Source organism: Frigoribacterium sp. PvP054, assembly GCF_040547465.1.
GTDB lineage: Bacteria > Actinomycetota > Actinomycetes > Actinomycetales > Microbacteriaceae > Frigoribacterium.
In genome coordinates this window covers 161233-179821 of the sequence record NZ_JBEPPU010000004.1, presented here as the reverse complement: position 1 = coordinate 179821, position 18589 = coordinate 161233, and the positions used below count along the sequence as shown (strand labels likewise).

17 protein-coding genes are annotated in these 18589 nt (G+C 72.5%); all 17 read left to right on the top strand.

The features are described 5' to 3' along the window. Positions 1-97 precede the first annotated feature (97 nt). The 17 genes from pyrR to hisF all read left to right on the top strand — a co-directional run bounded on the left by pyrR (position 98) and on the right by hisF (position 18530). Complete coding sequence (gene pyrR, locus ABID81_RS07880; protein ID WP_354594242.1) at positions 98-691, top strand: bifunctional pyr operon transcriptional regulator/uracil phosphoribosyltransferase PyrR; 594 nt, start codon at positions 98-100, stop codon at positions 689-691. Further along, the gene (locus tag ABID81_RS07875; protein ID WP_354594241.1) at positions 688-1644 is read left to right on the top strand and encodes an aspartate carbamoyltransferase catalytic subunit; all 957 of its coding nucleotides are present in this window, start codon (positions 688-690) and stop codon (positions 1642-1644) included. Before pyrR ends, ABID81_RS07875 begins: the two co-directional genes overlap by 4 nt. Next, on the top strand, positions 1641-3011 hold the full coding sequence (locus ABID81_RS07870; RefSeq protein WP_502915190.1) for a dihydroorotase: 1371 nt from the start codon (positions 1641-1643) through the stop codon (positions 3009-3011). The genes ABID81_RS07875 and ABID81_RS07870 overlap by 4 nt, the downstream gene beginning before the upstream one ends. Beyond that, positions 3008-3529 (top strand): PH-like domain-containing protein, encoded by a 522-nt coding sequence (locus ABID81_RS07865; RefSeq protein ID WP_354594240.1) that lies wholly within the window; start codon positions 3008-3010, stop codon positions 3527-3529. Before ABID81_RS07870 ends, ABID81_RS07865 begins: the two co-directional genes overlap by 4 nt. Then, the gene (gene carA, locus ABID81_RS07860; protein ID WP_354594239.1) at positions 3522-4706 is read left to right on the top strand and encodes a glutamine-hydrolyzing carbamoyl-phosphate synthase small subunit; all 1185 of its coding nucleotides are present in this window, start codon (positions 3522-3524) and stop codon (positions 4704-4706) included. The genes ABID81_RS07865 and carA overlap by 8 nt, the downstream gene beginning before the upstream one ends. After that, positions 4706-7981 carry a carbamoyl-phosphate synthase large subunit gene (gene carB, locus ABID81_RS07855; RefSeq protein ID WP_354594238.1) on the top strand — a complete coding sequence of 1092 codons (3276 nt, stop codon included), beginning with the start codon at positions 4706-4708 and terminating at the stop codon, positions 7979-7981. Before carA ends, carB begins: the two co-directional genes overlap by 1 nt. After that, the gene (pyrF, locus tag ABID81_RS07850) at positions 7978-8832 is read left to right on the top strand and encodes an orotidine-5'-phosphate decarboxylase (RefSeq protein WP_354594237.1); all 855 of its coding nucleotides are present in this window, start codon (positions 7978-7980) and stop codon (positions 8830-8832) included. Before carB ends, pyrF begins: the two co-directional genes overlap by 4 nt. Next, on the top strand, positions 8820-9734 hold the full coding sequence (gmk, locus tag ABID81_RS07845) for a guanylate kinase (RefSeq protein WP_354594236.1): 915 nt from the start codon (positions 8820-8822) through the stop codon (positions 9732-9734). The genes pyrF and gmk overlap by 13 nt, the downstream gene beginning before the upstream one ends. Before the next feature lie 77 nt (positions 9735-9811). Beyond that, positions 9812-10078, top strand: a complete 267-nt coding sequence (rpoZ, locus tag ABID81_RS07840; protein ID WP_043592764.1) for a DNA-directed RNA polymerase subunit omega — start codon at positions 9812-9814, stop codon at positions 10076-10078. A 167-nt stretch (positions 10079-10245) separates the two neighbouring features. Then, a complete protein-coding gene (metK, locus tag ABID81_RS07835; protein ID WP_354594334.1) occupies positions 10246-11427 on the top strand; it encodes a methionine adenosyltransferase in 1182 nt (393 codons plus the stop codon). A gap of 2 nt (positions 11428-11429) precedes the next feature. Beyond that, positions 11430-13514, top strand: coding sequence for a primosomal protein N' family DNA-binding protein (locus ABID81_RS07830; protein WP_354594235.1), 2085 nt, complete (start codon positions 11430-11432; stop codon positions 13512-13514). Positions 13515-13528: 14 nt separating this feature from the next. Further along, positions 13529-14530, top strand: a complete 1002-nt coding sequence (gene fmt, locus ABID81_RS07825) for a methionyl-tRNA formyltransferase (protein ID WP_354594234.1) — start codon at positions 13529-13531, stop codon at positions 14528-14530. Continuing rightward, on the top strand, positions 14527-15897 hold the full coding sequence (locus ABID81_RS07820) for an RsmB/NOP family class I SAM-dependent RNA methyltransferase (RefSeq protein WP_354594233.1): 1371 nt from the start codon (positions 14527-14529) through the stop codon (positions 15895-15897). The genes fmt and ABID81_RS07820 overlap by 4 nt, the downstream gene beginning before the upstream one ends. Positions 15898-15906: 9 nt before the next feature. Then, positions 15907-16572, top strand: coding sequence for a ribulose-phosphate 3-epimerase (gene rpe / locus ABID81_RS07815; RefSeq protein ID WP_354594232.1), 666 nt, complete (start codon positions 15907-15909; stop codon positions 16570-16572). Beyond that, positions 16569-16832 carry a phosphoribosyl-ATP diphosphatase gene (locus ABID81_RS07810; RefSeq protein WP_056256365.1) on the top strand — a complete coding sequence of 88 codons (264 nt, stop codon included), beginning with the start codon at positions 16569-16571 and terminating at the stop codon, positions 16830-16832. The genes rpe and ABID81_RS07810 overlap by 4 nt, the downstream gene beginning before the upstream one ends. Positions 16833-16896: 64 nt before the next feature. After that, the gene (gene hisG / locus ABID81_RS07805) at positions 16897-17736 is read left to right on the top strand and encodes an ATP phosphoribosyltransferase (protein ID WP_354594231.1); all 840 of its coding nucleotides are present in this window, start codon (positions 16897-16899) and stop codon (positions 17734-17736) included. Between the two features lie 2 nt (positions 17737-17738). Beyond that, positions 17739-18530, top strand: coding sequence for an imidazole glycerol phosphate synthase subunit HisF (gene hisF / locus ABID81_RS07800; RefSeq protein WP_354594230.1), 792 nt, complete (start codon positions 17739-17741; stop codon positions 18528-18530). The last annotated feature ends 59 nt before the right edge of the window (positions 18531-18589 follow it).

The following is an 18589-nucleotide window of genomic DNA, read 5'->3' as shown; positions in this document are numbered from 1 at the left end:
CGTGCCGGTCCTCCGCCGGTCGGCGAACCGGTAGGGTCGAAGCATCCACACCGACATCCTTTAAGTTCCGTCCCGAGAGGCGGGGAAGGAGGTCCGATTGAGCACCCGCACCGTGCTGAGTCAGGCTGACATCGCGCGTGCCCTCACGCGCATCTCGCACGAGATCCTCGAGTCCAACAGGGGTGCCGACGACCTCGTCGTCCTGGGCATCCCGACCCGGGGCGTGGTCCTGGCGGACCGTCTCGCCCGGACCCTGTCGAGCATCTCGGGCGGTCCCGTGCCCGTCGGTTCGGTCGACGTCACGATGTACCGCGACGACCTGCGGCGCCAGCCCACCCGCTCGCCCCGGCCGACCTCGGTGCCCTCCGGCGGCATCGACGGCAAGACCGTCGTCCTCGTCGACGACGTCCTGTACTCGGGACGCACGATCCGGGCCGCCCTCGACGCCCTCAGCTCGATCGGTCGCCCCCGCGCCGTCCGTCTGGCCGTCCTGGTCGACCGCGGTCACCGCGAGCTGCCCATCCGCGCCGACTTCGTGGGCAAGAACCTGCCGACCTCGACGGTCGAGCGCATCTTCGTCCGCCTGCACGGCGTCGACGACGACGAACTCGTCGCCATCGACGACGGAGCGGGCACAGGAGGCGCGGGTGCCGACCCGGCGCCCGTCACCACCCCGGGGGCTCACCGATGAGGCACCTGCTCAGCACCGCCGACCTCTCGCGCGACGAAGCCATCCGCGTGCTCGACGTGGCCGAGGACATGGCGGACGTCGCCACGCGCGAGGTCCGGAAGCTCCCCACCCTCCGGGGCATCACGGTGGTGAACCTCTTCTACGAGGACAGCACGCGGACCCGCATCTCGTTCGAGGCCGCCGCGAAGAGGCTCAGCGCGGACGTCATCAACTTCGCCGCCAAGGGCTCGAGCGTCTCGAAGGGCGAGTCGCTCAAGGACACGGCACAGACCCTGGCCGCCATGGGTGCGGACGGCATCGTGATCAGGCACCCCTCCAGCGGAGCCCCCCGGGTGCTGGCCGACAGCGGTTGGGTCGACGCCGGCATCGTCAACGCCGGCGACGGGACGCACGAGCACCCCACCCAGGCCCTGCTCGACGCGTTCACCATCCGCCGCCGCGTGCACGGGGCCGGCAGCCGGGGACGCGACCTCGACGGCGTCGAGGTCATGATCGTCGGGGACATCCTGCACTCACGTGTCGCCCGGTCGAACGCGTGGTTGCTCAGGACGCTCGGCGCGCACGTGACGGTGGTCGCGCCTCCCACGCTCGTCCCGGTCGACGTCAGCCGGTTCGGCGTCGCCGTCCGGTACGACCTCGACGAGGCCCTCACCGAGGTCCGACCCGACGTCGTCATGATGCTGCGCATCCAGCAGGAGCGCATGAACGACGCGTTCTTCCCCAACCCGCGCGAGTACGCCCGGTCGTGGGGGCTCGGTGCGGCTCGGTTCCGGTCGCTGCCCGAGACCACCCTCGTCATGCATCCGGGCCCGATGAACCGTGGCCTCGAGATCAGCGACGAGGCCGCCGACTCGCCGCGCTCGACCGTCCGCGAGCAGGTCACGAACGGCGTCGCCGTCCGCATGGCCGTGCTCTACCTCACCCTCGCCGGCGACCGGGAGGACGCATCGTGACCACCACCCATCTCATCCGGGGCGCCGAGACCGTCGACGGGGCCCGCACCGACGTCGTCCTCCGCGACGGGGTCGTCGTCGAGCTCGGCCGCGGCCTCAGCGCGGCCGGCGCGACGGTGACCGACGCCGACGGCCTGCTCCTGCTGCCCGGCCTCGTCGACCTCCACACCCACCTGCGCGAACCCGGGGGCGAGGGCAGCGAGACCGTGCTGACCGGGTCCCGGGCAGCCGCGGCCGGTGGCTACACCGCCGTCAACGCGATGGCCAACTCGTCGCCGGTCGCCGACACGGCCGGCGTGGTCGAACAGGTGCAGGCCCTCGGAGAGCGCGCGGGCTTCGTGACCGTCCGCCCCGTCGGTGCGGTCAGCCAGGGGCTCGCCGGCACCCACCTCTCCGAGATCGGGGCGATGGCCCGCTCGCGCGCCGCCGTCCGGGTCTTCTCCGACGACGGGTCCTGCGTCGCGGACCCGCTGCTGATGCGTCGGGCGCTGGAGTACATCAAGGGGTTCGGGGGAGTCCTCGCCCAGCACGCCCAGGAGCCCAGGCTCACCGAGGGCGCCCAGATGAACGAGGGAGCCCTGTCGGCCGAGCTCGGCCTGGGCGGTTGGCCCGCGGTCGCCGAAGAGGCCATCATCGCCCGCGACGTGCTCCTCGCGGACCACGTCGGCGCCCGCCTGCACGTCTGCCACGTGTCGACCGCCGGCAGCGTCGAGGTGATCCGGTGGGCGAAGTCGCGCGGCATCGAGGTGACCGCCGAGGTCACGCCGCACCACCTCCTGCTCACCGAAGACCTCGTGTCGGGCTACGACTCGCGGTACAAGGTCAACCCGCCCCTCCGCCGCGCCGAGGACGTCGAGGCCCTGCGTGCCGCCCTGGCGGACGGCACGATCGACATCGTCGCCACGGACCACGCCCCGCACACGTCCGAGGCCAAGTGCTGCGAGTGGGACGCCGCCGCCAACGGCATGGTGGGGCTCGAGTCGGCCCTGTCGGTCGTGCACCACACCATGGTCGAGACGGGGGCGATCGGCTGGGCCGACGTGGCCCGGGTGATGTCCGTCGCGCCGGCCGCCATCGGGCAGGTCGCCGGCCACGGGCGCCCCCTGGCCGTGGGGGAACCCGCCGAGCTCACGCTCTACGATCGTGAGGTGACCCGCACGTTCTCCACCGAGCACCTCGCGGGCAAGAGCCGCAACTCGCCCTACCTCGGGCGGGTCCTGCCCGGCCAGGTCCGCGCCACCTTCCACCAGGGCTACGCGACCGTGGTCGACGGCGACGTCGTCGACAGCGACGTGGTCGCGCACGCGGCCCGACTGGTCGACACCGCCGCGGCCCTCGCCGGCGCCGAGGGGGCGACCGCCCGGTGAGCCAGTGGATCATCGCCGCGCTCATCCTCGTCGGCGTCGGGCTGCTGATCGGGCTGATGGCCCGGTCCTGGCGGGCTCGCGGGCGTCGACAGTCCGACATCCCCGCACCCGACGGGGCGCCCGACGACCTGTCCGACCCGGTCGTCGCGGTCGACGCGTTCTACGTGGCGACCTCGCGGGGCGGCGACCCGCTCGACCGCGTGGTCGTGCACGGCCTCGGCTTCCGCGGTCGGGCCATCGTGTCCGTCCACGCCGAGGGCGTGCGCCTCGAGATCGCGGGCGAACCGCCCGTGCTGATCCGCGCCTCCTCGTTGCGGGGGGTCGACCGCGCCACCTGGACCATCGACCGCGTCGTCGAGCGCGACGGCCTCGTGCTCGTCGGCTGGCGCCTCGGCGACGCCGACCTCGACACCTACCTGCGCATCCCCGACGACCCCGCGCCCGTCGTCGACGCGATCCGCCCCCTCGTCCCCACGGCCCCCGGGGCCGGCACCACCAAGGAGAAGACCATTGACTGACGCCTCCACCACCGACAGGGCCGTGCTGGTCCTCGCCGACGGCACCCGGTACGTCGGCCGCGCCTACGGCGCCGTCGGCCGCACCCTCGGCGAGGTCGTCTTCGCGACCGGCATGACCGGCTACCAGGAGACCCTCACCGACCCCTCGTACGCCGGCCAGATCGTCGTCATGACGGCACCGCACATCGGCAACACGGGTGTGAACGACGCCGACCCCGAGTCACGCCGCATCTGGGTCGCCGGCTACGTCGTGCGGGACGCCAGCCGCGTGGTCTCGAACCACCGGGCGCAGGGCAGCCTCGACGACCAGCTCGTCGCCGACGGGATCGTCGGCATCCGCGGCATCGACACGCGTGCCGTGACGCGCCGCCTGCGCGACGTCGGCTCGATGAAGGGCGGCGTCTTCAGCGGCCCCGACGCCGAACTCGACCCGGCCGAGCAGCTCGCGCTCGTCACCGCGGGTGCCGACATGCGCGGCCTCAACCTCTCGAGCCAGGTGTCGACGGTCGAGCCGTACGTGGTGCCCGCCGAGGGCGACCGCGTCGGTTCGGTCGCCGTCCTCGACCTGGGCGTCAAGACCTCGACCCTGCGGTACCTCGCGCAGCGCGGCTTCGAGGTGCACGTGTTGCCGCAGTCGACCACGCTCGACGACCTGCGAGCCCTCTCGCCGGACGCGCTCTTCTACTCGAACGGCCCCGGCGACCCGGCCGCGAGCGACTCGCAGGTCGAGCTGCTGCAGGGCGCCCTGCGCGACGGCCTGCCGTACTTCGGCATCTGCTTCGGCAACCAGCTGTTCGGCCGCGCGCTCGGCTTCGGCACCTACAAGCTGCCTTTCGGCCACCGCGGCATCAACCAGCCGGTGCTCGACAAGACGACGAACAAGGTCGAGATCACGAGCCAGAACCACGGCTTCGCGGTCGACGCGCCGATCGAGGGCGTCCTCGAGTCACCGGCCGGCTTCGGCCGCGTCGAGGTCAGCCACTACAGCCTCAACGACCAGGTCGTCGAGGGCCTGCGGGCGCTCGACATACCGGCGTTCTCGGTCCAGTACCACCCCGAGGCCGCCGCCGGACCCCACGACAGCAACCACCTCTTCGACCGCTTCCGCGAGGCGGTCGTCGCCCGGAAGGACGGCCAGGCCGTCGACTTCGGCTCCGACATCGAAAGCAGCAACTGATGCCCAAGCGCGCTGACATCAACTCCGTCCTCGTGATCGGCTCCGGTCCGATCGTCATCGGCCAGGCGGCCGAGTTCGACTACTCGGGCACCCAGGCCTGCCGCGTGCTGCGCGACGAGGGGGTGCGCGTGATCCTCGTGAACCCCAACCCGGCGACGATCATGACCGACCCCGACTTCGCCGACGCCACCTACATCGAGCCCATCACGTCCGAGGTGCTCGAGGCGATCATCGTCAAGGAGCGTCCCGACGCCATCCTGCCGACCCTGGGCGGGCAGACGGCCCTGAACGCCGCCATCGCCCTCGACGAGGAAGGCATCCTCGCCAAGCACGGCGTCGAGCTGATCGGAGCCAAGGTCGAGGCCATCCAGAAGGGCGAGGACCGCCAGCTCTTCAAGAAGCTCGTCCTCGAGTCCGGTGCCGACGTCGCGAAGTCGTACATCGCGACGACCGTCGACCAGGCCGTCGAGTACGCGGAGGACCTGGGCTACCCCCTCGTCATCCGCCCCTCCTTCACGATGGGCGGGCTGGGCTCCGGCTTCGCGTACACCCGCGACGAACTCGTGCGCATGGTCACCGACGGGCTGCACCAGAGCCCGACGACCGAGGTGCTGCTGGAAGAGAGCATCCTCGGCTGGAAGGAGTACGAGCTCGAGATGATGCGCGACACGGCCGACAACACGGTCGTCGTCTGCTCGATCGAGAACGTCGACCCGGTCGGCGTGCACACCGGCGACTCGATCACCGTCGCCCCCGCCCTGACGCTGACCGACCGCGAGTACCAGAACCTGCGCGACATCAGCATCGACATCATCCGTCGCGTGGGCGTCGACACCGGCGGCTGCAACATCCAGTTCGCGGTCGACCCGGCGGACGGCCGCGTGATCGTCATCGAGATGAACCCCCGCGTCTCGCGCTCCAGCGCCCTGGCGTCGAAGGCGACCGGCTTCCCGATCGCGAAGATCGCCGCGAAGCTGGCCCTCGGCTACCGTCTCGACGAGATCCCGAACGACATCACCGGGGTGACCCCCGCCTCCTTCGAGCCCACGCTCGACTACGTCGTGGTCAAGGTGCCCCGCTTCGCCTTCGAGAAGTTCCCGGCAGCCGACACGACGCTCACCACGACCATGAAGAGCGTCGGCGAGGCCATGGCCCTCGGACGCAACTTCACCCAGGCGCTGCAGAAGGCGCTGCGCTCCCTCGAGAAGCGCGGTTCGAGCTTCCACTGGCAGGGCGAGCCCGGCGACCGGGAGGCGCTGCTCGCCTCGTCGGCGACGCCCACCGACGGTCGCATCGTCACCGTCCAGCAGGCCCTGCGGGCCGGCGCGACCGCCGAGCAGGTCTTCGACGCCACGAAGATCGACCCGTGGTTCATCGACCAGGTCGTGCTGGTCAACGAGGTCGCCGAGCAGGTCGCGGCGGCCGCCGAGCTCGACGTGGACACCCTCGTGCTGGCGAAGGACCACGGCTTCAGCGACGACCAGATCGGGCAGTTGCGGGGTCTCTCCGAACAGCAGGTGCGCGACCACCGCCACGCCCTCGACGTGCGTCCCGTCTTCAAGACCGTCGACACCTGCGCGGGGGAGTTCCCCGCCCTGACCCCGTACCACTACTCGAGCTACGACACCGAGACCGAGGTCGTCGCGAGCGACCGGCGCAAGGTGATCATCCTCGGCTCGGGGCCCAACCGCATCGGCCAGGGCGTGGAGTTCGACTACTCGTGCGTGCACGCCAGCTTCGCGCTGAGCGACGCGGGCTTCGAGACGATCATGATCAACTGCAACCCCGAGACCGTCTCGACCGACTACGACACGAGCGACCGGCTGTACTTCGAGCCGCTGACGCTCGAGGACGTCCTGGAGGTCGTCCACGCCGAGAGCGCAGGGGGCGAGCTCGTCGGAGTCGTGGTGCAGCTCGGCGGCCAGACGGCCCTCGGCCTGTCGAAGGGCCTCGAGGCCGCGGGCGTGCCGATCCTCGGCACGACGCCCGACGCGATCGACTCGGCCGAGGAGCGCGGGCTCTTCCAGGGCATCCTCGACGCGGCCGGCCTGCTCGCGCCGCGCAACGGCACGGCGACCGACTACGACAGCGCCGTCGCCGTGGCGGAGGAGATCGGCTACCCCGTGCTCGTGCGTCCGTCGTACGTCCTCGGCGGCCGCGGCATGGAGATCGTCTACGACAGCCCGTCGTTGGCGGACTACTTCGAGCGGGTCGCGGACCAGGCCATCATCGGTCCGGAAGCCCCCCTGCTCGTGGACCGCTTCCTGGACGACGCCGTCGAGATCGACGTCGACGCGCTCTACGACGGCACCGAGCTCTACGTGGGCGGCATCATGGAGCACATCGAGGAGGCCGGCATCCACTCGGGCGACTCGAGCTGCACCCTGCCTCCGGTCACCCTCGGCAAGGGCGAGATCGACCGCGTCCGCGACGCCACGCTCGCCATCGCGCAGGGCATCGGAGTGTCCGGCCTGCTCAACGTCCAGTTCGCCATCGCGGCAGGCGTGCTCTACGTCATCGAGGCCAACCCCCGGGCGAGCCGCACGGTCCCCTTCGTCTCGAAGGCCCTCGGCATCCCCCTGGCCAAGGCCGCCTCGCTCGTCATGGTCGGCCGCAGCGTGCGCGAGCTCGTCGACGGTGGTCTGTTGCCCGCCCAGGACGGCTCGGACGTGCCGCTCGACTCGCCGATCTCGGTGAAGGAGGCCGTGCTGCCCTTCAAGCGCTTCCGCACGAAAGAAGGGCAGGTCGTCGACAGCGTCCTCAGCCCCGAGATGCGCTCGACGGGCGAGGTCATGGGCATCGACCGCGACTTCCCCCGGGCCTTCGCCAAGAGCCAGACCGCCGCGTACGGCGGACTGCCGACCTCGGGCACGGTCTTCGTGAGCGTCGCCGATCGTGACAAGCGTGCGATCGTCCTGCCGGTGTTGCGCCTGCAACAGCTCGGATTCCGCATCCTGGCGACCGAGGGGACCGCCACGGTCCTCGTCCGCAACGGCATCCACGCCGACACCGTCGACAAGTTCAGCGCCGGGGGCCACTCGGTCGTCGACCTGATCAACGCCGACGAGGTCGACATCGTGATCAACACCCCGAGCGGGTCGACCGCCCGGGCCGACGGCTACGAGATCCGCGCGGCGACCGTCGCGGCCGACAAGGCGCTCTTCACGACCATCGCCCAGCTCGGGGCGGCCGTGGCGTCCATCGAGGCCGTGCAGAGCGACCTCGAGGTGACGAGCCTGCAGGACTACGGTCTCGCCCGGGCGGCCCGACGGTGAGCTCGTCGTTCGGCGACCGGCTCGCGGCGGCCTTCGCCGCGACCGGTCCGCTGTGCGTCGGCATCGACCCCCACCCCTACCTGCTCGAGCAGTGGGGACTTCCCGCCGGTGCCGCGGGCGTGCGCGAGTTCGGCCTGCGGGTGGTCGACGGCGTCGCGGGTTCGGCGTCGATCGTCAAGCCGCAGGTGGCGTTCTTCGAGCGGTGGGGCTCGGCCGGCTTCGCCGCCCTCGAGGACGTCCTCGCCGCGGGACGCGATCGGGGACTGCTGCAGATCGGTGATGCCAAGCGGGGTGACATCGGCACGACCATGGACGCCTACGGCGACGCGTGGTTCGATCGCTCGTCGCCCTTGCGGGTCGACGCGCTGACCGTCTCGCCCTACCTCGGCTTCGACTCGATGGCCGGGTTGGTCGGTCGTGCACGCGCCGTCGACGCGGGCGTCTTCGTCCTGGCCGCGACGTCGAACGTCGAGGCGCTGACGACCCAGACGGCCGTCCGGACGGACGACCACGGCGCGGAGGGCACCGTTGCGAGCGGTATCGTCGACGACGTGCTCCATGACAACCAGACGGCGGGCGACGCCCCGTTCGGCAGCGTCGGCCTCGTGCTCGGCGCCACCGTCGACCTCGACGACTACGGCATCGACGCGGCCCGGCTGACGACGACGCCCGTTCTCGCCCCGGGCTTCGGGCACCAGGGCGCTTCGTACGCCGACCTGCCCCGCCTGTTCGGTGCCGCTGCGGGTGCCGTGCTCGTCTCCGCCTCGCGGGCGCTCCTCTCGGCGGGTCCCGCCGGGTTCGCCGAGGCCGTCCGTCGTGACGCCGACGAGGTGCGCTCGTGCCTCGTCTGACGCCTCCTCCGGTCGACCGGGCCGCCGCCGCCCGGGCCGCCGTGGCCGCCCGGCGCGGACGCGCGACGGTCAAGAACGCCGTCGCCTCGCGCAGCCGGAGCGCCCTCGACGTCGCCGAGACGGCCTGGGCCGGCGAGCCCACGAGCGCCGAGGGATCGCTGCGGGTCCGCGAGCTGTTGACGAGCATCCCGGGCATCGGACCGACCCGGGTCGCCCGGATCATGACCGAGCTCGGCATCGCCGAGTCCAAGCGCGTCGGCGGGCTCGGCGTCCGCCAACGGCGCATCCTCGGCGACTGGCTGGCCGCCCGCGAGGCCAAGGGGCGCCTCCGGTCCCGGCTCGTCGTGCTCGCCGGCCCCACGGCCGTCGGCAAGGGCACGGTCTCGACCTACATCCGCGAGAACTACCCCGACGTCCACCTCAGCGTCTCCGCGACGACGCGCGCCCCGCGACCGGGCGAGGTCGACGGCGTCCACTACTACTTCGTCGACGACGCCGAGTTCGACCGGATGATCCGCGACCGCGAGCTGCTCGAGTACGCCACCGTCCACAACTCGTACCGGTACGGCACCCCCCGTCCCCCCTTGGACGCCGCCCTGAACGAGGGCCGCAGCGTGCTGCTCGAGATCGACCTGCAGGGTGCCCGGCTCGTCCGCGCCGCGATGCCCGAGGCCGTGCTGGTCTTCCTGCTGCCCCCGACCTGGGACGAACTCGTCCGGCGCCTCATCGGCCGGGGCACCGAGGACGCCGCCGAGCAGCAGCGCCGCCTCGAGACGGCGAAGGTCGAGCTGGCCGCCCAGGACGAGTTCGACGCGCGTGTCGTGAACCACGACGTGGCCGAAGCGGCCCGCGAGGTCGTAGAATTGATGACTGCGCCCGAACCGGGCCGCACCCGCGCGTGAACCGCGCCCCGATCTCGGTGCCCACGCTCGTCTCGAGCGGTGCCGGCACCCACCCCCATCGACACGAGGAGCAACCAATGGCCGACAAGAACCAGGGCATCATCGATCCGCCCATCGACGAGCTGCTGTCGAAGGTCGAGTCGAAGTACGCACTCGTCATCTTCGCCTCGAAGCGCGCGCGTCAGATCAACGACTACTACGCCGACCTGCACGAGGGCAGCCTGTTCGACAACGTCGGCCCGCTGGTCGACAGCTCGATCGACGACAAGCCGCTCTCGGTGGCCATGCACGAGATCAACGAGGACAAGCTCGAGGTGAAGCCGCTCGCCGCTCCCGCCGAGTAGCGCGGCGAGACGACCGACCATCGTGACGGTGGTCGGTCCTATCATCTGACGAGGCCCCCGGGAGTCCATCCCGCGGGGCCTCATCGCGTCCCCACCCCCGTACGACCCAGAGGAACACCGTGACCCTGACCGACACGACCGACCAGACCACGACGACACCGGCCTCCCTGCGACTGTTCACGTCCGAGTCGGTCACCGAGGGCCACCCCGACAAGATCTGCGACCAGATCTCGGACGGCATCCTCGACGCGTTGCTCGCCGTCGACCCCGCCAGTCGGGTCGCGGTCGAGACGATGGTCACCACGGGGCTCGTGCACGTCGCCGGCGAGGTCACCACCAAGGGCTACGTCGACATCCCCACGATCGTGCGCGACCTCATCGTGGGCATCGGCTACGACTCGTCGGCCGTGAGCTTCGACGGTCGCACCTGCGGCGTCGAGGTGTCGATCGGGTCGCAGTCTCCCGACATCGCCCAGGGCGTCGACACGGCCCTCGAGGCGCGCGGTGGCGACGACGACCTGCTGAACCGCCAGGGCGCCGGCGACCAGGGCATCATGTTCGGCTACGCCACGAACGAGACGCCACAGTTCATGCCCCTCCCGGTCTGGCTCGCCCACCGGTTGGCGGAGCGCCTGGCGGCCGTGCGCAAGTCGGGCACCCTCACCTACCTGCGCCCCGACGGCAAGACCCAGGTCACGGTGGGCTACGACGGCGTCGTGCCCAAGACGGTCGACACCGTCGTGCTGTCGACCCAGCACTCGCCCGAGGTCTCGAGCGAGCAGCTCGAGTCCGACGTCGTCGAGCACGTCATCCGCCCCGTTCTCGACGAGGCGGGCCTGTCGTCGGTCGACACCCGGTTCATCATCAACCCCACGGGTCGCTTCGAGATCGGCGGCCCGCAGGGCGACGCCGGCCTGACCGGCCGCAAGATCATCGTCGACACCTACGGCGGCGCGAGCCGACACGGCGGTGGCGCCTTCTCGGGCAAGGACCCCTCGAAGGTCGACCGATCGGCCGCGTACGCCATGCGGTGGGTCGCCAAGAACGCCGTGGCCGCGGGCCTCGCCGACCGCCTCGAACTGCAGGTGGCCTACGCGATCGGCCGGGCGGCCCCCGTCGGCCTGTACGTCGAGACCTTCGGCACCGGCCACGTGGGTGACGACGTCATCACCGAGGCCATCCGCTCGGTCTTCGACCTCCGCCCGGCCGCGATCATCCGCGACCTCGACCTCTTGCGGCCGATCTACGCCGCGACGTCGACCTACGGCCACTTCGGTCGCGACCTGCCCGACTTCACCTGGGAGGCGCTCGACCGCGTCGACGCCCTCCGGGCCGCCGCCGGGCTCTGACCGTGCCGGCGGTCGCCGACACGCCCCTCGAGGGCGACCCGCGCGTCGTCCGGGTGATGGTCGAGTCGCCCCTGCCGCAACTCGACCGGTTGTTCGACTACTCCGTTCCCGAGCGCCTCCGCGAGCAGGTCGCGCCGGGCATCCGGGTCAGGGTGCCGCTGCGCTCGGCCGGTCGCATCGCCGACGGGTTCGTCGTCGAGGTCACGTCGTCCTCCGAGCACGGCGGCGACCTGAGCGAGATCGACGACGTGGTGTCGACCGTCCCGGTCCTCGCGCCCGAGGTCTGGCGACTCGCGCGCGCCGTCGCCGACCGGGCCGGCGGGTCGGCCAGCGACGTGGTCCGGCTGGCCGTGCCACCGCGTCAGGTCCGGGTCGAGAAGGCCCACCTGGCCGCGGCCGCCGCACCCCGAGCGCCCGAGGCGGCAACCGGTCCGGCGCCGTCGGCCGCGGCGGCCGCCGACGCGGCCGAGGCGTCCGCCGACGCGGCCGGGCCGTCCGCTGAAGCGGCCGAGGCGTCCCCGGGGGTCGTGGGCTACCGGTCGACCGACCTCGCGGGCCTCGTCACGGCCCGCGGCCGGGCCGCGGTCGACGCCGTGCCGCTGCTCGTCGAGTTGCCCGACGGCACGTGGGTCGGGCACTGGGCCCTGACCGCGGCGCAGCTCGCCGCCGTCGCACTCGACGCCGGTGACAACGCCATCGTCGCCGTCCCCGACTACCGCGACGAGGAGCACGTCCTGCAGGCCCTCGCCGCCGTGCTCCCGTCCGACCGTGTCGTCCGCCTCGACTCCCGGCAGTCCAACGCCGACCGGTACCGGGCGCTCCTCCGCGCCCGGGGCGACGAGCCCGTCGTCGTGGTCGGCAACCGCTCGGTGCTGCTGGCGCCCTCGGCGCGACTCGGGGTCGTCGTGGTGTTCGACGACGGCGACCCGTCGTTCGGCGAGCCGTTGGCCCCGTACGTCCACGCTCGTGACACGGCGCTGCTGCGGCAGGCCCAGCAAGACAGCGCCCTGGTGTTCCTCGGTCACTCGCGCAGCACCGACGTGCAGCGCCTGGTCGAGATCGGGTTCCTGGCCGAGGTCCGCCCCGACCCGCGGTACCAGCCCCGCGTCGTGCCCACCGTCCACCAGGCGGCGTCCGACGGTTTCGCGGCCAGGGCCCGCATCCCGTCGTCCGCCTACGGCGAGGCGAAGGCGGCGGTGGAGCACGGGCCCGTCCTCATCCAGGTCGCCTCACCGGGCTACTCGCCGCGCCTGGCCTGCGTGGACTGCGGCGACACGGCCCGCTGCCTGCGCTGCAACGGCCCCCTCCAGCAGCGGGAGCGTGGAGCGACCCCCGCCTGCGCCTGGTGCGGCGCGTTGGCCGTCTCGTGGCACTGCCGCACCTGCGAGGGCACGCGCATGCGCGCCGTCGGCACCGGCGCCTCCCGCACGGCCGACGAGCTCGGCAAGGCTTTCCCGGGCGTGCGGATCATCGTCTCTGACGGTGCCAGGGCCCTGACCCACGTCGACGACGCCCCCGCCATCGTGGTCGCCACGCGGGGCGCCGAGCCGGTGGCACCCGGCGGCTACCGTGCGGTGCTGCTGCTCGACGGCGAGCGCATGCTCGCCCGAGAGAGCCTCCGCGTCGCCGAGGACTGCCTGCGCTGGTGGGCCAACGCGACGGCCCTGGCCGCCCGCCGTGCGCCGGTCGTCCTGGTCGGCGTGGGCGGGGCCATCGCCTCGGCCCTCGCCACGTGGGAGCTCGCGCGCTTCGTCTCGGCCGAGCTCGCCGACCGTCGGGTCCTCCGGTTCCCGCCCGCCGTCCGCGTGGCCACCGTGACCGGCACCGTCGACACCGTCGCCCGCGCCCTCGACGACCTGCCCGACGAGGTCCGGGCCGAGACCCTCGGCCCCGTCGACGTCGAGTCGGCGGGGGTCCGTGCGATCGTCCGGTTCGACTACTCGCGGGGTCACGACGTGGCCCTTGCCCTCCGCTCGCAGGTGATCCGTGCGGCGACCGACCGCCGCAAGGCCCTCGGTCAGAAGCGCGCGAGAGCCGTCCCTACACTCAGAGTGCGGTTCGACGACGTCGAGCCGTTCGCCGACTGACCGCCAGGAACCCCATGCGCCTCGTCTTCGCCGGCAGCCCGACGGCTGCCGTGCCCTCGCTCACCGCCCTCGCCGCGGGCCCCCACGAGATCGTCGCCGTGCTCACCCGCGACGACACACCGCAGGGACGCAAGCGCGTCCTCACGCCGACCCCCGTCGCCGTCGAGGCCGATCGCCTCGGCCTGCCCGTGGTCAAGGCCCGGCGCCTCACGCCCGAGGTCACGGCCGAGCTGACGGCCCTCGAGCCGGACCTCGGCGTCGTCGTGGCCTACGGCGCCCTGCTGCGCGACCCCCTGCTCGGCACGCCGCGACTCGGCTGGATCAACCTGCACTTCTCGCTGCTGCCGGCCTGGCGCGGGGCGGCTCCCGTCCAACGCTCGCTCATGGCGGGCGACGAGGTGACGGGCGCGGCCGTCTTCCGGCTCGTCCCCGAGCTCGACGCCGGTGACGTCTACGACACCCTCACGCGTCCGCTCGACGGCACCGAGACGGCCGGCGACCTGCTCGTCGAGCTGTCGCGCTCGGGTGCCGAGCTGCTCGTCGGCGTGGTCGACCGCCTGGCGGACGGCACGGCCGAGGCGACCCCGCAGTCCGGTGATGTCACGCTCGCCCCGAAGCTCACCCTCGCCGACGGCGACCTCGACGCCGGCCGTCCCGCCGCCGAACTGATCGACCGCTTCCGGGGGGTCACCCCAGAGCCCGGCGCCCGGGTCGACATCGACGGCACGACCCTCAAGATCACGGAGGCGCGGGTGACGCCCGCGGGTGAGGCACCCCTCGAGGCCGGTCGCCTCGAGTCCCGGGGCCGACGCCTGCTGCTGGGCACCGCCTCCTCGCCCGTCGAGCTGGTCCGCGTCCAGCCCGCCGGCAAGAAGGAGATGCCGGCGGCCGACTGGTGGCGCGGGCTGTCCGAGACGGAAGACCGCCGTGTGACCCTCCCCACCCCGCCCGGCACGACCGACGTCGACACCCGTGCGGACGCCGACACCGACACCGACACGAAGAGCACCTCATGAGCCGAGTCCAGCCCGCCCGCCAGGTCGCCCTCGACGTCCTCCGGGCCGTCGAGCACGACGACGCGTACGCCAACCTGCTGCTGCCGCAACGCATCGTCCGGGCGCGTCTCGGGGCGCAGGACGCCGGGTTGGCGACCGAACTCACCTACGGCACGCTGCGCCTCCGGGGCTACTACGACCGCGTCATCGCCCTCGCCGCGCGTCGAGCGACGGACGCCATCGACCCCGCCCTGCTCGACGTGCTGCGGCTCGGCACGCACCAGCTGCTCTCGACGCGCGTGGCCGTGCACGCGGCCGTCGACGAGAGCGTCGAGCTCGCCCGCCAGGTCGGCAGCCGCTCGGGCACGGGCTTCGTCAACGGCGTCCTCCGGACCATCTCGCGGTCCACGCCCGCCGAGTGGCGCGAGCGCGTCCTGGCCGGGACGACCGGTGACGACGACCGTCTGGCGGCCGAGTGGTCGCACCCCGCCTGGGTGGTGCGGGCCTTCCGTCGGTCGCTCGCCGCCGAGGGACGCGAGGGCGAGCTCGTCGACCTGCTCTCGGCGGACAACGACGCCCCCAAGGTCAGCCTGGTGGCCCTCCCCGGGCTCGCCGAGGTGGCCGAGCTCGGTGCACCCGGCGGACGCCTGTCGCCGCTCGCGGCGACGAGCGGCGGGGGAGACCCGGCCCAGCAGACGGCCGTGCGAGAGGGTCGCGCCCGCGTCCAGGACGAGGGCTCGCAGCTCGCCGCCCTGCTGCTCAGTCGCCACCGGGCCGCCGAGCCGGGCGAACGGTGGCTCGACATGTGCGCCGGTCCCGGGGGCAAGGCCGCGCTGCTCGGTGCCGAGGCCGCCCGCGTCGGGGCCCACCTCGTCGCCAACGAGCTCGTCCCCGCCCGGGCCGGTCTCGTCCGGCAGGCCCTCGAGGCGGTCCCCGGTGACGTCGAGGTGCTCGAGGGTGACGCCACCCGGTTCGGCACCGAACGTCCCGGCGGGTTCGACCGCATCCTGCTCGACGCCCCGTGCACGGGCCTGGGCGCCCTGCGGAGGCGACCCGAGGCCCGGTGGCGCAAGCAACCCTCCGACGTCGGTCAGCTCACGGCCCTTCAGTCCCGACTGTTCGCCAGCGCCCTCGACGCACTCGCCCCCGGGGGAGTCCTCGCGTACGTCACCTGCTCGCCGCACACCGCCGAGACACGCGGCGTGGTCGAGACGGGCCTGCGCGGCCGCGAGGCCGACCTTACGCTGCTCGACGCGACGGCCGGGGTCGAGCGCATCGCCGGTCGACCCGTCGACCTGGCGTCGGCTCCGTTCGTGCAGCTCTGGCCCCACCGCCACGGCACGGACGCCATGTTCGTCGCCCTGATCGAGCGACGCGCCGGACGGTAGGCTCGTCCCGTGTCGATCCGCATCAGCCCCAGCATCCTCTCGGCCGACTTCGCGAACCTCGAGCGCGACCTGCAGCGCATCGCCGACGCCGACCTCGTCCACGTCGACGTCATGGACGGCCACTTCGTCCCCAACCTCACCCTCGGCCTTCCGGTCGTGCAGCGACTGGGCGAGGTGAGCCCGGTGCCGCTCGACCTGCACCTCATGATCGACGACGCCGACCACTGGGCACCGCGGTACGCCGAGACGGGTGCCTTCTCGGTGACGTTCTCGGCAGAGGCCGCGGTCGATCCCGTCGCGACGGCCCGGGCCATCCGCGCCAACGGGGCCCGTGCCTCCGTCGCCGTGAAGCCCGGCACCGACCTCGAGCCGTACCTCAGGACGCTCGACGCCTACGACATGATCCTCGTCATGACCGTCGAGCCCGGCTTCGGCGGGCAGTCGTTCATGCCCGAGACGATGGCCAAGCTCTCCCGTGCGCGGGACGCCGTCCGCGCCTCGGGTCTCGACGTCTGGCTCGAGGTCGACGGCGGCATCACGACCGAGACGATCGTCACGGCGGTCGAGAACGGCGCCGACACGGTCGTCGCGGGGTCGGCGGTCTACGGCGGGTCGCCCGCCGAGAACATCGCTGCACTCCGGGCCGCCGCCGCGACGGTAGCCTTGACGTCGTGAAATCCTTCGACGACCTGTACTCCGAGCTCAGCGACAAGGCCCGTGACCGTCCCGAGGGGTCGGGCACCGTGGCCGAGCTCGACGCCGGCGTGCACCAGATCGGCAAGAAGATCGTCGAAGAGGCCGCCGAGGTGTGGATGGCCGCCGAGTACGAGGGCGACGTCGCGACCGCCGAAGAGATCTCGCAGCTGCTCTACCACCTGCAGGTCATGATGATCGCCAAGGGCATCACCCCGGCCGACGTCTACCGACATCTCTGAGCCGGCCTCCGTCACCCCCGTTCGTCAGGCCGCCCCCGCGGCTCCCCAGCAGACAGAGAACCCCATGCTCCGCGTCGCAGTGCCCAACAAGGGCTCGCTCAGCGAGACCGCCTCCGCCATGCTCGCCGAGGCCGGCTACACCGGTCGCCGAGACCCTAAGACCCTCCACGTCGAAGACCCCCGCAACGGCGTCGAGTTCTTCTACCTCCGCCCCCGCGACATCGCCACCTACGTGGGCTCGGGCGCGCTCGACGTCGGCATCACCGGCCGCGACCTGCTGCTCGACTCGCACTCGCCCGCCCACGAGGTCGCCCCGCTCGACTTCGGCGGGTCGACCTTCCGCTTCGCCGGTCCTCCCGGCCGGTTCGCCGACCTCCGCGAGCTGCAGGGCACACGGGTCGCGACGAGCTACGCGGGGCTCGTCGGCACGTTCCTCGAGGGCCACGGCGTCACCGCCACGCTCGTGCCCCTCGACGGTGCGGTCGAGAGCGCCGTCCAGCTGGGCGTGGCCGACGCCGTGGCCGACGTCGTCTCGACCGGTGCCACCCTCCGGGCCGCCGGGCTCGAGATCTTCGGCCCGGTCATCCTCGAGTCGACCGCCGTGCTCATCTCGTCCGACGCCGACGTCGACGGCCTGTCGGTGCTGCACCGGCGCCTCCAGGGCGTCCTCGTCGCCCGTCAGTACGTGCTGATGGACTACGACGTGCCCGTGGGCGCGCTCGACGCCGCCACCGCCGTCGCGGGCGGCATGGAGTCCCCGACCGTGTCGCCGCTGCACGACCCCGACTGGGTCGCCGTGCGCGTCATGGTGCCGCGAGCCGACACGAACCAGGTGATGGACGCCCTCTACGACCTCGGCGCCCGGGCGATCCTCGTCAGCCCGATCCACGCCGCGAGGCTCTGACCGTGTCCGCCACCGGTGCGGCCGCCGGCGACGAGTCGCTCGCCGTCCGGGTGATCCCGTGCCTCGACGTGGCGGCGGGCCGCGTGGTCAAGGGCGTGAACTTCCTCGACCTCCGCGACGCGGGCGACCCGGTCGAGCTGGCCCGGACGTACTACGAGCAGGGCGCCGACGAGATCACCTTCCTCGACGTGACGGCCACGGTCGACGAGCGGTCGACCACCTACGACGTCGTCCGCGCCACGGCCGAGCAGGTCTTCATCCCCCTCACCGTCGGCGGAGGGGTGCGCACGACCGACGACGTCGCCCGGCTGCAGGCAGCGGGGGCCGACAAGATCGGCGTCAACAGCGCGGCGATCGCCAGGCCCGACCTCATCGGCGAGATCGCCGACCGGTTCGGCGCCCAGGCCGTCGTCCTCTCGCTCGACGTGAAGCGCTCGTCCGGCACCGCGTCCGGCTTCGCCGTCACGACCCACGGCGGTCGCACCGAGACGACCCTCGACGCGCTCGACTGGGCCCGAGAGGCCATCGAGCGCGGCGCCGGCGAACTGCTGGTCAACTCGATCGACGCCGACGGCACCAAGCAGGGCTTCGACCTCGAACTCGTCCGGGCGATGCGCGCACTCAGCCGCGTCCCGGTCGTCGCATCCGGAGGCGCGGGCCGGCTCGAGCACTTCGCCCCCGCCATCGAGGCGGGCGCCGACGCCGTGCTCGCGGCCTCGGTCTTCCACAACGGCGAGCTGACGGTCGGCCAGGTCAAGGACGAACTGGCCCGGTCGGGGGCCGTCGTCCGCTGAGCCGGGCCGACGTCACCCACCCGACCACGTCACGGCACCGACCTACGCACCGCACCGCA

Bases quoted from the DNA above. Each gene is read 5' to 3' on its own strand.
- ABID81_RS07875 (WP_354594241.1), top strand. From the start codon at position 688: ATGAGGCACCTGCTCAGCACCGCCGACCTCTCGCGCGACGAAGCCATC.
- carB (WP_354594238.1), top strand. From the start codon at position 4,706: ATGCCCAAGCGCGCTGACATCAACTCCGTCCTCGTGATCGGCTCCGGT.
- rpoZ (WP_043592764.1), top strand. From the start codon at position 9,812: ATGGCCGACAAGAACCAGGGCATCATCGATCCGCCCATCGACGAGCTG.
- fmt (WP_354594234.1), top strand. From the start codon at position 13,529: ATGCGCCTCGTCTTCGCCGGCAGCCCGACGGCTGCCGTGCCCTCGCTC.
- ABID81_RS07820 (WP_354594233.1), top strand. From the start codon at position 14,527: ATGAGCCGAGTCCAGCCCGCCCGCCAGGTCGCCCTCGACGTCCTCCGG.
- hisG (WP_354594231.1), top strand. From the start codon at position 16,897: ATGCTCCGCGTCGCAGTGCCCAACAAGGGCTCGCTCAGCGAGACCGCC.